This window comes from Kitasatospora sp. NPDC056531, assembly GCF_042794375.1.
GTDB lineage: Bacteria > Actinomycetota > Actinomycetes > Streptomycetales > Streptomycetaceae > Kitasatospora.
This window is the reverse complement of sequence record NZ_JBHTTU010000035.1, coordinates 1-14,566: the sequence shown is the minus strand read 5'-3', so window position 1 is coordinate 14,566 and position 14,566 is coordinate 1. Positions and strand designations below refer to the sequence as shown.

Sequence of the window (14,566 nt, the reverse complement as noted above, 5' to 3'; positions counted from 1 at the left end):
GGAATCGAGTCCATGGGAGAGAGCACCAACTCCGACGGCACCGCTCCGCAGAGCGCGAAGCAGACCCCGCTCAGCCGGGCGATGGCGACCATCCAGAGCCTGCGCCGGCGTCTGGAGGAGCAGCAGGGCCACCAGCCCGTCGCCGTGGTCGGCATCGGCCTGCGGCTGCCCGGCGGGATCGACGACCTCGACGGCTACTGGGAGGCGCTGGCGTCCGGCCGTGACCTGGTGCGCCAGATGCCGGACGGGCGTCGGGGCCCGTTCGCGGCGGCCTGGGAGGGCCTGCCGCGACGGGGCGGGTTCCTCGACGAGGTCCTGGACTTCGACGCGGAATTCTTCGGCATCAGCCCGCGCGAGGCCCGCCACCTCGACCCGCAGCACCGCCTGCTGCTGGAGGTCGCCTGGGAGGCGATGGAGGACGCGGGCCTGCCCGCGGACCGGCTGGCGGGCAGCCGCGCCGGGTTCTACCTCGGCATCATGTGGCAGGACTACCGCGAGTGGCTGGCGGGCGAGCCGGACGTGTACTCGACCACCGGCAACGGGCACAACTTCGCCGCCGGGCGGATCGCGTACGCGCTCGGCCTCACCGGGCCCGCGCTCTCCGTGGACACCGCCTGCTCCTCCTCGCTGGTCTCGGTCCACCTCGCCGTGCAGGCGCTGCGCCGCGACGAGTGCGAGCTGGCCTTCGCCGCGGGCACCAACCTGATCATGTCGCCGCGCTCGATGCGACTGGTCCAGGAGACCCGCTCGCTCGCTCCCGACGGTCTGTGCAAGACCTTCGACGCCCGCGCCAACGGCTTCACCCGGGGCGAGGGTTGCGGGGTGCTGGTGCTCAAGCGCCTCGACCACGCGCTGCGCGACGGCGACCGGGTGCATGCGGTCATCCACGGAACGGCCGTCAACCAGGACGGGCGCTCCGGCGGGTTCACCGCACCGAACGTGCTCTCGCAGGTGGCGGTGTTGGAGAAGGCGCTGGCCGAGGCCGGCCTCGAACCCTCCGACATCGGCTACGTGGAGACGCACGGCACCGGTACCTCGCTGGGCGACCCGATCGAGATGGAGGCGCTGGCGACCGTCCTCGGCCGGTGCAACGGCGGGGCGCCGCTGCCGGTCGGCGCGGTCAAGACCAACCTCGGTCACCTGGAGGCCGCGGCCGGCGTCGCCGGGCTGGTGAAGGCCGTGCTGTGCCTGCGTCACCGCAAGGTGCCGCCGCTGGTGCACTTCCGGACCCTCAACCCGCGGATCGACCTCTCCGGTACCGGCATCACCGTGCCCACCGCGCTGCAGGACTGGGCGCCGGAGAGCGGCCGGTACGCCGGGGTGAGCTCGTTCGGGATGAGCGGCACCAACGCCCATGTGATCCTCGGCCCGGCCGAGCAGCCGGAGGCCGACCCGATCGAGGCGCCGGTCGACGGATTCGTGCTCTCCGCCCGCACCCCGGAGGCCCTGCGGGCACTGGCTGCCCGGTACGCGGACCGGCTTGCCGGGCTCGATGCCGCCGACTACCCGGCGTTCGCCGCCACGGCGACCCACGGCCGGACCCGGCACGAGGTCCGGGCCGCGGTCACGGCCGCCGACCCGGCCACGGCGGTCGAGGCGCTGCGGGCCCTGGCCGCCGGGGCCGACCCCGCGGCCCTCGACCCCGCGGCCGTACCCGGGTCCGGGCTGCCGCGCCGGATCGTCGACCTGCCCCGCTACCCGTGGCAGCGCGAGCGCTTCGCCCCCGAGTCGCCCGCCCCCGGGGCACCCGCCGGCGCGCCTGCCGCCGCGCCCGTCGGTACCGCCGGCGCGCCTGCCGCCGCGCCGCAGGAAGGCGTCACCCACCGGCTGGTGTGGCAGGACGCCCGGCTCACCGACACCCCCGCCACCCCGGCCGCACTCGTCCTGGCCGGCGACGACACCGACACCCTCGCGCTGCTGGCCCGCGAAGCGACGGCCCTCGGCCGGCCCGGAACCCTGCTCGGCGCGGCGCCCGATCCCCGGCCCGAGGGCTGGGAGTACGGCGAACTGCCCACCGACGCGGCTGACTGGGCCGCCTTCTGGGGCAGCCATCCGGCCGACGAGGCGGTCCTGGTCCTGGCCATGCGCCCGGTCCCGCTGCCCGAGCCCGCCGACGCGGGCGACCCGGTCGCCGACGGTGCCGCCCTGGGCGTGGCCGTGGCCCGCGCGGTGAGCGCCCTCGCGACGGCCGGGGGCCGGCGCCGGGCGCACGTGCTCACCCGGGCGGCACTGCGCACCGGCGACGAGCTCACCGACGCCACCACCCACGGGCTGCTGCCCGGGCTCGCCCCCGTGCTCGGCCTCGAACTCGGTACCGCCTGGGGCGGCCTGGTCGACCTGCCGTCCGTCCCGGACGCGCGGGACGCCCGGACAGTGCTGTCCTTCCTCGCCGGAGGCTTCCGGGCCGGCGCGCCGGTCGAAGACCTGGCCGCCGTCCGGGCCGGCACCCTCCGGGTCGCCCGGTTGACGCCCGCACCGTCCACGGCCGAGCTCGCCGTCCGCGCCGACGGCAGCTACCTGGTCACCGGCGGTCTCGGTGCGGTCGGCCGTGAGTTGGTCGGCGAGCTGGTCCAGCGCGGCGCCCGCCACCTGCTGTTGATCGGTCGCCGCCCGAAGGCCGAACTCGGCCAGGAGGCCCGGGCGTTCCTCGACCTGCTGGCCGACCGGGGGGTCCAGGCGGTCTACCGCGACGGCGGCTGCGACACCGTCGAGGCGCTCGCCGCCGCCTGCACCGCTCTGAACGGCATGCCACCGGTGCGCGGAGTGCTGCACGCCGCCGGTACCCTGCGCCGCACCCCGGTGGCGGAACTCCGGCCGGAGGACTTCGCCGACGCCCTGGCCGGCAAGGCGGCCGGCGCCTGGTGGCTCCACCGTGCCTCCCTCGGCTGGCCGTTGGACTTCTTCGTGCTGGTCTCCTCGGTCTCCGCCGTGTGGGGGACCGACGGCTGTGCCGCGTATTCGGCCGCCAACGGCGCCCTGGACTCGCTCGCCGCGCACCGGGCCGGGCGCGGGCTTCCGGCGGTGAGCATCGCGTACGGCCCCTGGCAGCTGGCCGGCGAGGGCATGGCCGACGCCGAACTGCGCGAGCGTTCCGCCCGGATGGGGGTCGGCGCGCTGGACGCCGTGACCGGCCGGGCGGCCCTGCTCGGCCTCGGCGCCGGGCCGGACAGTCATGCCGTCGCCTGCCCGCTCGAACCGGCCCGGCTGCGCGAGGTGATGGCGGGCCTGCGCCCGCGCGGCCTGTTCGGCGCGGCCGACCCCGCGCCGCAGGGCGCTCCCGCCCGCGAGCCCTCCGTCGCCGCCGAGCTGGCCGCGCTCCCGCAGCGGGCGCGCGCCGCGGCCGCGCGTGCGCACGTCGCCCGGCTGACGGCCGCCCAGCTCGGCTTCGCCGACCCCGGCCGGGTCCGCGAGGACGTCGGCTTCCTGGACCTCGGCCTGGACTCCATCAGCGCGGTCGACCTCGCCGCCCGGCTGTCGGAGGCGTTCACCGTCCCCGTCCAGGTCGCGGACGTCTTCGACCACCCCACTGTCGGCCGGCTCGCCGACCATCTGCTCGGCACCCGCCCCGCCGGCACACCGGAGCCCCAGGGCGCTCCGGCCGTGGCCGCCCCGGTGGCGGCCGCCACTGAACCGCGGGCCGAACAGCCGGCGCGGCAGGCCGGCGACCATGAGCCCATCGCCATCGTCGGCATGGCCGGCCGCTTCCCGTCCGCCGACTCGGTCGAGGAGTTCTGGCAACTGCTCCGGGAGGGCCGCGACGGCGTCACCACGATGCCGGCCGACCGCTTCGACCGGGCGCTGCTGGACGACGGACGGATCGTCACCGACCAGGGCGGCTTCCTGCGCGAGGTGGACCGCTTCGACGCGGCGTTCTTCGACATCCCCGCCCGCGAGGCGGAGAACCTCGATCCCCAGCAGCGGCTGCTGCTGGAATCCGCCTGGCACGCTCTGGAGGACGGCGGCATCAATCCGAAGGGCCTGCGTGGCTCCCGTACCGGGGTGTTCGTCGGCATCAGCTACAACGACTACGCCCGACTGCTCGCACAGGGTGGCGTCGAGCAGGTGGACGCCTATTACAGCACCGGCACGGCGCTCAACGCCGCCGCCGGTCGGATCGCCTACACCCTCGGACTGAACGGACCCGCGATCGCCGTCGACACCGCCTGCTCGTCCTCGCTGGTGGCCCTGCACCTGGCCGCGCGCTCGCTGCGTTCCGGCGAGAGCGACCTGGTCCTGGCCGGCGGCGTCAACGTCCTGCTCGACCCGATGTCCTGGGCCGCTGTCAGCCAGGCCCACATGCTCTCCCCGGACGGGCGGTGCCGGACCTTCTCGGCGGATGCCAACGGCTTCGTCCGATCCGAGGGCTGCGGCGTGCTGGTCCTCAAGCGGCTCGCCGACGCCCGCCGGGACGGCGACCGGGTGCTCGCCCTGATCCGCGGCAGCGCCGTCAACCAGGACGGCGCCTCCTCCGGCCTGACCGCGCCCAGCGGAACCGCCCAGGAGGCCATGCTCGCCGCGGCCCTCGCGGACGCCGCCACCCCGGCCGCCGAGGTCTCCTACCTGGAGGCCCACGGCACCGGCACCTCGCTCGGCGACCCGATCGAACTCGGCGCCGCGTGGCGGGTGCTGGGGGGGAACCGGCAGCCGGACGAGCCGCTGCACGTCGGCTCGGTCAAGAGCAACATCGGCCACTGCGAGTCGGCCGCCGGCATGGCCGCCGTGATCAAGACGGTGCTGGCGCTGCGGCACGACCTGATCCCGGCCGATCTCCATTTCGACGAGCCCAACCCGCACGTCGCCTGGCACGACATGAACGTCCGGGTGGTCGACGCGCCGACCCCGTGGCCGCGGGGCGACCGCCCCCGGGTCGCCGGTGTCTCCGGCTTCGGCTTCACCGGGACCAACGCGCACCTGATCATCGCCGACGCCCCCGACCAGCCGACGGCCACCGCCGACCACGCGCGGACCGAGCCCGCCACCCACCTGCTGCCGCTCTCCGCACCCGACCCCGAGGGGCTCGAACGGCTCACGGCGGCGTGGGAACGGCGGCTGGCGGACGCCACCGAGCCGGCCCTGCCCGCGCTCGCCGCCACCGCGGGCGCCGGCCGCGCCCACTTCCCGTACCGCCGCGCCCTGCTCGGCCGGACCCGGGACCAGCTGCTGGACCAACTGCGCGCTCCCGCCGAGCTCCTGGAGGCCGGACGCGCCCCGCGGGTGGCCTTCCTGTTCTCCGGCCAGGGCAGTCAGTACTTCGGTATGGGCCGCGAGCTGTACCGGGGCGAGCCGGTGTTCCGCCGGGTCTTCGACGAGTGCGACCGGGTCCTGGCGCCCTCGGTCGGCGCCTCGCTGGCCGACCTGGTCTTCCACGGCGGCGACCGGACCGCGATCAACGAGACCCGGGTCACTCAACCAGCCCTGGTCGCCCTGGAGTTGGCGCTGGCCGCGCTGTGGGAGTCCTGGGGGGTGAGCCCGGCACTGGTCATGGGCCACAGCGTCGGCGAGATCGCCGCGGCCGTCCACGCCGGTGTGATGGACCTCGCGGCCGGCCTCGGCCTGATCGCCGACCGGGCCAGGCTGATGCAGAGCACCGAACGCGGCGCGATGCTCGCCGTCGTGGCCCCTGAGGCGCGGGTGCGGGAGTGGATCGACGGCCGGGATCTGGACGTCGCCGCCGTGAACGGGCCCGAGGCGACCGTGGTGGCCGGCGCGCCCGAGGCGGTCGACGCCCTGGCCGCCTGGCTCGCGGAACAGGGCCACAAGGCGCGCAAGCTCAGCGTCTCGCACGCCTTCCACTCCCGGCTCCTCGATCCGGTGCTCGCCGAACTCGCCACCTCTCTAAGGCCGTTGGAGTTCCGGACGCCGGAGATCCCGATCGTGTCCAACCTCACTGGCACCCTCGCCGGGCCCGGGACGTACGATGCCGACTACTGGTGCCGGCACGCGCGCAATCCCGTCCGCTTCCACGACGGGGCGACCCGGCTCGCCGAACTCGACATCGACGTCTGCCTGGAGATCGGCCCCGACCGAACCCTGGTGAACCTGGTCAAGGCCGCGGGCCTTGCCCCGGTCGGCGGGCTGCTGTCCTCGCTCCGGCGCGGTGGCGGCGACCGAGCCTCGCTCCTCGGCGCCGTGCGCGGGCTCTACCTGGCCGGCCAGCCCGTCGACTGGCGGCGGGTCAACCCCGGCCGAGCGGACGGCGGGGCCCCGCGCTACCCCTTCGCCCGCACCCGGCACTGGACCCGGGTCGCCCCGAAGGAGGTCCGCGGCCCGGCACCGGCCGGTCCCGCCTGGGGCACCGAGCTGCGCTCACCCGCCCTGCAAGGCCGGGTGTGGACGACCGAGCGCAGCCCCGAGTACCCCGCGCACCTGACCGACCACCGGCTCTACGGCACCGTTTCGGTCCCCGGTGCCTCCCAGACCGCGACCGCACTGTCCGCACTCGGCGCCGGCGGCGCCACCGTCGTCCTCGAGGACCTGTACTTCCCCCGTGCCCTGGTGCTGCGCGAGGGCGAGCGCTACCAGTTGCAGACGATCGACGGCGAACAGGGCCACGGCACCCGGACGGTGAGCGTACGGAGCCTGGTCGACCCGGAGCAGGGGCGCTGGCAGGAACACCTCGCCGCCCGGGTGGTCGCCGAAGGACGGAGCGAAGGGCGGGCCGGGGCGCCCGACCGGGAGTCGTTCGTCGCCACCGCCGACCGCCACCTGTCCGGCGCCGACTTCTACCGCCACCTGCACGCCCTCGGCTACCACCTCGGCCCGTCCTTCCGCTGGATCGCCGATGCCTGGATCCGCGGCGACGAGGCACTGATCCGCTACCAGGAGCCGGACCGGCTGAGCGAGGACCCGGAGGGCTACGAGATCCACCCCGGCCTGCTGGACTCCTGCCTGCAGAGCGCGGTCGCCTTCGCCGTCGGCGCCTCCGCCGCGCCCGCCGAGGAACCCGCCCTGGCCGTCCCGTTCGCGATCGGACGGCTCTCCTTCCCCGGCCGGCCCACCCGCGGCGGGCAACTGTGGGGACATGTCCGGGCGGTCCGCCACGACCGGCAGGCCGACGGACTGCTCCAGGTGGACGCTGCCGACCTGCACCTCTTCGACGGCGAGGGCGCCACGGTGCTCGCCGTGGACGACTTCCGGTTCCGCCGCGCCCCCCGCGCGCTCCTGGAGAGCTCGCTCCGGGGCGGCGCGGGCAACGCCTACCGGACCGTCTGGCGGGACCAGAAGCCCGCGACCGGGACCGGGACGGCCCGTCCGGCGTCCCGACGCCTCGCGCTCCTGGCCGGCGCGGACGCGACCACGGCCGCCGTCCGCGCCGCCTGCGAAGCGCTCGGCCACCGGGTGACGGCCCTGGACCCGGCGGAACTCGCCGACTGCGACGCCGAGCTGGTGCTCGACGCCCGCTTCGCCGACGCCCGCGCCACCGCCCCGGCGGAAGCGATCGCCGCCTGCACGGCCGTCGCCGACACCCTGCGCGGGCTCGGACGCCACCTCCCCTACGCGGTGTTCGGCGGCGCGGACGACGCCACGGCGCCGATCCGGGAGTCGTTGTGGGGCCTGCTGGCCTCCCTGGAGGCGGAACAGCCGGACCGCCGCCTGCTGCGGGTCACGCTCGCCGCCGACTGGGACGGCGCATGCCTGGCCGAGGCGCTCACCCGGGCACTGGACGAGGGTGTGCCCGAGACCCGGTTCGAGATCACGGCGGGCACGGTCCGGGTCGCCAGACTCGTACCGGACACCACGACCGGCGCCACCCCCGCTGCGGACGGCGCCGCCCTGATCACCGGCGGCACCGGTGCGCTCGGCCTGAGCGTGGCCGGGTTCCTGGCCCGCCGGGGAATCCGTTCGATCACCCTGATGGCCCGCTCGGCGCCCGACGCGATCGCCCGCGGTGTGATCGATGACCTCATCGCCCACGGCACCGAAGTCCGGTTGGTCCAGGGGGATGTGACGGACCCCGAGGACTGCCGTCGGGCGGTCGGGACGGCCGGGCAGGACTTCCCGCTGCGCACCGTCCTGCACCTCGCCGGCGTCAACGCCGACGGCGCCTTCGAGCAGTTGACCCCGGAGGCGTACCAGCGCGTGTTCGCGGCCAAGGCGACCGGTGCGGTCAATCTGGTCGCCGCACTGGCAGGGCACCGGCCGGACGCCCTGGTGCTGTTCTCCTCGGCGTCGGCCGTCCTCGGCTCGGCAGGCCAGACCAACTACGCCGCCGCCAACGGCTGGCTGGAGGGCCTCGCCCGGCGCCTGCGGGCCGACGGCGTTCCCGCCACCAGCGTCGCCTGGGGCCCATGGACCCCGAGCGCACGCGGCGGCATGGCCGCCACCGCTGCCACCGGGCGGGCCATCGCCGGACTCGGCCTGCGCCCGCTGACTGACGAGGAGGCCGAAGAGCCGCTGAGCCTGGCCCTGACCGCGCCGGGTGAACAGCTCGTCGCCGTCGCCATGGATCCGCAGCTGTACACCGAGCGCTTGGCCGGCAGCCCGAGGGCCGCGCTGCTGGAGGAGCTGGCGACCGCACACACCCGGGAGCCCGCACCCACCCGGACTGCCGCCGAGCCCCGCGGCCGGCTGCGCGAGCGGCTCGCCGCCCTCGCACCCGAGGCGCGCGAGGACGCGCTGCGCGACGCCGTCCGCGCGATCGCGGGCGAGGCGCTGGGCGACCCGGAGGCCATCGACGACCTGCTCGGGTTCACCGAGACCGGACTCGACTCGATCATGGTCATCGACCTGCGGACCAGGCTCTCCCACGTCCTGGCCCTGGACCTGCCGGCCACCGTCGCCCTGGACCACCCCACGGTCGTCCAGCTCGCCGGTCACGCCTTGGCGCTGCTCTTTCCGGCCGAGCCAGCCGCCCCCGTGCCGACGGCCCGCCGGGCGGCCGCCGAACCGGCCGCACCGGCCGACGAGGACCTGGCCGGACTGTCCTTCGACGAACTGATCCAAGCCGTGCAGAACGACGTGGCAGAGAAATGAGGCCGGACATCATGGATCCCGCGCAGATACGCCAGCTGATGGAGGAGCAGTTGAGGGTCTCGCGGCGGCTGCAGGCCCGGATACGCGAACTGGAGGACGCGCGGCACGCACCGCTGGCCGTGGTGGGCATGGGACTGCGCCTGCCCGGTGGCCTGGACACGCCCGACGCCTACTGGGACTTCCTGCGGAGCGACGGGGACGCGTACGCCCCGATCCCCGAGGACCGTCCCGGCCTGCGCGCCGTCCACGACCCGACCCCCGGCCGCCCCGGCCGCTCGTACGTCGACCAGGCCGGCTTCCTGAGCGACATCGCCCACTTCGACGCCGACTTCTTCGGCATCTCCGAGCGCGAGGCCCGGCTCCTCGACCCCCAGCAGCGTCTGCTCCTGGAGACCACCTGGGAGGCCCTGGAGCGGGCCGGTATCGCGGTCCGCCGAACCGACCGCCTGGACGTCGGCGTGTACCTGGGGATGATGGCCTCCGAGTACTCCGAGCGGCTCGAGGACCGCGAGGACATGACCCGGATCGACCCCTACTACACCACCGGCGGCGGGCTCTGCTTCGGTGCGGGCCGGATCAGCTACGTCATGGGCTTCTGCGGCCCAGTGATCAGCGTGGACACCGCTTGCTCCTCCGCGCTGAGCGCACTCCATCTCGCCGCCCGCGGCCTGCGCGACGGCGACTGCCGCTACGCCCTGGTCTGCGGGTCCAACCTGCTGCTGTCCGCCGGCCTGATGGTCTCGCTGTGTCAGACCCGGGCACTGTCCCCCGAGGGTCGTTCGAAGTCCTTCCTCGCCACCGCCGACGGCTACGGGCGCGGCGAGGGGGTGGGCGCGATCGCCCTGATGCGCCTGGCCGACGCCGAGCAGGAGGGTCGGCCGATCCTCGCCGTGATCCGCGGCACGGCCGTCAACCACGACGGCGCCGCCTCCGGCCTCACCGCCCCCAACGGCCCCGCCCAACAGGAGGTGATCCGCGCGGCCCTGGCCGACGCGGGCGTCGGCGCCCACGAGCTCGGCTGGGTCGAGGCCCACGGGACCGGCACCGTCCTCGGCGATCCGATCGAGGTCGGCGCCCTCGACGGGGTGCTCGGCGCCGCCGTGCGCGAGCGCGGCATCCCGCTCGCCATCGGCAGCGTCAAGTCCCGGCTGGGCCACCTGGAGGCCGCGTCCGGGATCGCCGCGCTCATCAAGACCGTCCTGATGCTCGAACGGAACGAGATCCCGGCCGTCCGGTCCGCGGCAGACGGCGAACTCAACCCCCACATCCCCTGGGACCGGCTGCGGTTCGCCGTGCCGACGGAGAACGGCCCCTGGCCGGCAGGCCTGGAGCGCAGGCTCGCCGGTGTCAACTCCTTCGGCATGAGCGGGACCAACGCCCATGCCGTGCTGGAGGCGTACGAGCCGTCGGCGCCGTCGGCCGCGCCGGACGGGCGGTCCGAGCTGCTCACCCTGTCGGCCAAGAACCCCGCCGCACTCGCCGAACTCGCGGACGCGATCGGGGGACAGCTGCGCAAGAGCGACACCGCCCGCCTGTCCTCGCTCTGCCACACCCTGCGGGCCGGCCGGGCCCCGTTCGGTCACCGGGTCGCCGTCACCGGCACCGACCCCGCTGAGCTGGCCGACGAGCTCGCCGCCGCCCTGGAACGCGGCGCCGGCCGCCCCGCCGCGCCGCCGCGCTCGGTGACCCTGACCCTGGGGGAGGACCGGCAGACACCGACTACGGCCCTGGCCGAGCTCGTCGCCGCCTTCCCGGACGCGGACTGCGACAGCCTGCCCGGCCTGCTCGGCACGCTGGGGCTGCGTGTCCGGGTCGAGCAGGGCGGCCCGGCTGACGGACCCGCGCACCTCAGCTGGGAGGCGGCCGGACAGACCCGCACCCTCCCGCTGGCGGACGGCCGGCCCGGGGCCGCGGTCGAGCTGTTCCACGCCGCGCTGGCCGCGCTCTTCCTCGACGGTGCGGACCTGCGCCTGGGCGCCCTGCGCGCCCCGCACGCCAGGCTGCTCGGGGACCTGCCCACCTACCCGTTCCAGCGCCGCCGGTTCTGGGTCGACGAGCCGGTGCCGGGCACCGGACGCGTCGACGGACCGGCGCCGGCCGCCACCCGCCCCGCCGGGCCCGACCCGACCGACCGAGAAGCCGTACGGAACTACCTGATGGCCGAGTTCCGGGAGGCACTGCAGGCCTCCGAGGAGCTGGACCCGGAGCGGTCCTTCCTCGACAGCGGTGGCGACTCCTTCATCTCGACGCTGTTCATCACCCGGGTCGAGGAGCGTTACGAGGTCGGGCTCACCCCGGAGGACCTGCCCCTGGACCTGCCGCTGGCCGAGCTGTTCGGCCGACTCGCCGACGACATCGCCGAACGGGCGCGCTCCGGACGGCCGGAGACCACCGCATGACCGCCTTCGTCCGCCCGCGCCCGATCGACCGGCCCGCCCTGCGGTTGGTGGTGTTCCACCACGCCGGCGGATCCGCCGCCGCGTACTTCCCGATGACCCGCTCCCTGCCCGCGGACTGGGACGTCCTGCTGCTCGACCTCCCGGGCCGCGGCCGACGGCACAGCAGCCCGGCACTGGAGGACATGGCCGGGCTGGTCGCGCGGGCCTTCGAGGACGTGCTGCCGTGGGCCTCCTCCGCCCCGCTCGCGCTGTTCGGCCACAGCCTCGGCGCGGTGGTCGCGTACGAGACCGCACGGTCGCTGGAGGCCGGGGGCGTGCGCCCGCGCTGGGTCGGCGTTTCGGGCCGGGTGGCACCGGGCAACCGCCCGCCGCGGCTGCTGCCCAGCCACGAGCTGCCCGACCAGGAGCTGATGGCGGGCCTCACCGCCATGGGCGGGATGCACCACCGGATCGACGAACTCCCGGAGTTCCGGGAGCGGTTCCTCCGGCTGGTCCGCAGCGACCTGCGCGCCGTGGCCGGCTACCGCCCGGCTCCGGAACCGCGACCGCTGGCCGCGCCGCTGACGGCGTTCACCGCCACCGACGATCCCTGGGCGCCACCCGAGTCGATGGCTGGCTGGGAACGCGTCACCCGCGCCGCGTTCCGGCAACGCACCTTCGGTGGCGGCCACTTCCACTTCCTCGGCGCGGCGTTCGCCGACTTCACCGAAGCCGTGGCTGAGGAGATCCGGCACGCCCTGGCAACGACCACGACCGACCGACCCGCACGCGTACCGGCCCAGACACCCGGACACCGATCCTGGAGGCCCTGACCATGACACTGCCCCACGTACCCGACATCCGCCCCTTCATGGCCGGCTTCCCCACCGGCGTGACCGTTGTGACGGCCACGGCCGCCGACGGCACCCCGTGGGGAATGACCTGCAGCTCCCTGTGCAGCGTCACCCTGGACCCGCCCACGCTGCTGGTCTGCCTGCGGGGTGGCAGCCCGACGCTCGCCGCCGTGGAGGCCGCCGGCTCCTTCGCGGTCAATCTGCTGCACGTCCACGCCCGGCCCACGGCGGAACTCTTCGCCTCCGGCTCCCCGGACCGCTTCGAGCGCGTGGTGTGGCGCGGCGGGGAGGGCGCTGCGGGGCCGCACCTGGTGGAGTCGGCCCACGCCATCGCCGACTGCTCGGTCGACGAGGTCCGGGCCATGGGCTCCCACGCCATGGTCCTCGGCCGGGTCTGCGCCGTCAGCCAACTACGGCCCCAGCAGCCCCTGATGTACGGCATGCGCCGCTTCGGTTCGTTCACCGAGTCCGCGGAGGAGAGCCACCTCCTCTACGACTTCATGTCCTGACGCGACGACGCACCGCGGCACACCGGAGTCCAACGGGCAATCTGGGACATGAGTGAGGCCCGCCCGGCGGTGCAGCATCGATGTGCAGGCAACGCAGGCCAGGTCCGGAGTCCGTCCACCGCGGCGGAGCCGTGCCGCGTACTCACCGGGAGAAGTGTGTTCACCGACCAGCTCGGCGCCGAACGCGGTACCCGCGGGCTCCCGGGCCTGCCCCGCGTCGGGAACCGGCCGCTCACCCTCGACGCGCTGTTCACCCGGATGGCCCGGGCACGGCCGGCCGCCCTCGCGGTCCAGCTCGGCAGCGGACGCCTCACGTACGGGGCGGCCGAGACCTGGGCCACGCGGCTGGCCTCGCTGCTGGTCCTCGACGGCGTCCAGCTCGGCGACCCGGTCATCGTGCACTGCGCCGACCTCCGGCAGGCCCTGGTCGCCCAACTGGCCGTCTTGAAGGCGGGAGGCGTGTGCGTGCCGGTCTCCCCCCGGCTGGACGGCTCCGGACTGCGCCGGATCGCCGGGATCAGCGGTGCTCCGCTGGTGCTGTGCGGCCTCGCCAACCGGACGCGATGGCAGTCCTACCGCCCGGTCCTCGTGCTGGATGCCGCCGAGATCCAGGACCGGCTGCGGCTGCTGCGGGCCGACCCCTCGCTGCCGCGGTCCGACTCCATGGACGCGGCCCACCTCCTGATCGCGGGGGAGGACCCGTGTAGTGGGCAGCTGGTCGACCACCGCGCGTGGCAGTTCTCGATCGCCGCGCGCCGCCGCCAGATCGGCCCGGCGGAACGGGTGGTGGTGCTCAGCGAGGAGCCACTCGGGGCGCCGGCCCTGTCCGGGATGTGGTGGACGTTCGCGAGCGGCGGCACCCTGTACGGCCGGGCGGACCGACGCGAACTGGTCCGTTGGCCGGTCTGGGCCGGACGGTCGACCGCGGTCTTCAGCCCTGAGGAGTACGCGACCGTGCTGGACACCCTGGGGCGGGGGACCAAGTCGGCAGGGCCGGGCACGGTCGTGCTGGTCGGCGGTCCCTGCCCGCGCGATCTGCCCGAGCGGCACTTCGCGGCGCTGCCCGGCACCCGGCTGTGGGCCGAATTCGCCCCGGGCGGCGCGATGCCGTGGACCAGCCGCGAGATCTCGCCCCGCGACGCGGCCGAGGAGGCGCTCGGCATCGGCACCCCCGTACCGAACGTGCAGGTCCAGATCCTCGGACCCGACGGGGCGGCGGTGCCGACCGGCAGGGTCGGTGAAGTCTGCGCCGTCGGGCCGGCCCTTCCGTTCGACAGCGTCCATGCGCTCGGCCTCGAGCCCTGGCTCACTCCCACCGGATCGCCGCTGCGCTCCTCCTGGCTGGGCCGCAGGCGCCCCGACGGGAGCCTGGAGGTCACCGAACGCTGCCCCGTGCCCGAGACCGTCGCCTGAAGCGGAACCCGAGCCTGGGGCATGGAGTCTCCAGTGGGATTCCAGGACCCCTTCAGAGCAGGGCCGCAGACTGAAACGCACTTTCGCACCACGGGCGCCGACGAACGAGCCGGCGCCACACCCCCAAGGACCGGGCCGGCCCCCGTCCCCCGAAAAGGGGGCGCCGGCCCGAAGTCGGCATACGTACGAGCCCTGGAGATGAGCTGTGGTCAGTCCGAGCACCGAGCAAGGGGAGGCCCGCGACCGGTTTCAACCGCTCAAGGCCACCAAACGACTCGACCGGGTGATCATCCGTTTCGCCGGTGACTCCGGTGACGGCATGCAGCTCACCGGTGACCGGTTCGCTTCGGAGACGGCCACCTTCGGCAACGACCTCTCCACGCTGCCGAACTTCCCGGCCGAGATCCGGGCCCCCGCCGGCACCCTGCCGGGCGTCTCG

Annotated in this window: 5 protein-coding genes and 1 pseudogene; all 6 read left to right on the top strand. The window is 75.0% G+C overall.

What is annotated here, in order from left to right; genetic code table 11:
• The first annotated feature begins 12 nt into the window (after positions 1-12).
• A complete protein-coding gene (locus tag ACFQ87_RS26175) occupies positions 13-8,973 on the top strand; it encodes an SDR family NAD(P)-dependent oxidoreductase (RefSeq protein ID WP_380613249.1) in 8,961 nt (2,986 codons plus the stop codon).
• Positions 8,974-8,984: 11 nt separating this feature from the next.
• On the top strand, positions 8,985-11,372 hold the full coding sequence (locus ACFQ87_RS26170; protein WP_380613248.1) for a beta-ketoacyl synthase N-terminal-like domain-containing protein: 2,388 nt from the start codon (positions 8,985-8,987) through the stop codon (positions 11,370-11,372).
• Positions 11,369-12,184, top strand: coding sequence for a thioesterase II family protein (locus ACFQ87_RS26165; protein ID WP_380613247.1), 816 nt, complete (start codon positions 11,369-11,371; stop codon positions 12,182-12,184). The genes ACFQ87_RS26170 and ACFQ87_RS26165 overlap by 4 nt, the downstream gene beginning before the upstream one ends.
• A gap of 2 nt (positions 12,185-12,186) precedes the next feature.
• Positions 12,187-12,714, top strand: coding sequence for a flavin reductase family protein (locus ACFQ87_RS26160; RefSeq protein WP_380613246.1), 528 nt, complete (start codon positions 12,187-12,189; stop codon positions 12,712-12,714).
• A 156-nt stretch (positions 12,715-12,870) separates the two neighbouring features.
• Positions 12,871-14,127 carry an AMP-binding protein gene (locus ACFQ87_RS26155; protein ID WP_380613245.1) on the top strand — a complete coding sequence of 419 codons (1,257 nt, stop codon included), beginning with the start codon at positions 12,871-12,873 and terminating at the stop codon, positions 14,125-14,127.
• A 205-nt stretch (positions 14,128-14,332) separates the two neighbouring features.
• Positions 14,333-14,566: pseudogene (locus ACFQ87_RS26150) on the top strand (2-oxoglutarate ferredoxin oxidoreductase subunit alpha); the annotation flags it as partial.

Bases quoted from the DNA above. Each gene is read 5' to 3' on its own strand.
- ACFQ87_RS26160 (WP_380613246.1), top strand. From the start codon at position 12,187: ATGACACTGCCCCACGTACCCGACATCCGCCCCTTCATGGCCGGCTTC.
- ACFQ87_RS26165 (WP_380613247.1), top strand. From the start codon at position 11,369: ATGACCGCCTTCGTCCGCCCGCGCCCGATCGACCGGCCCGCCCTGCGG.
- ACFQ87_RS26170 (WP_380613248.1), top strand. From the start codon at position 8,985: ATGGATCCCGCGCAGATACGCCAGCTGATGGAGGAGCAGTTGAGGGTC.
- ACFQ87_RS26175 (WP_380613249.1), top strand. From the start codon at position 13: ATGGGAGAGAGCACCAACTCCGACGGCACCGCTCCGCAGAGCGCGAAG.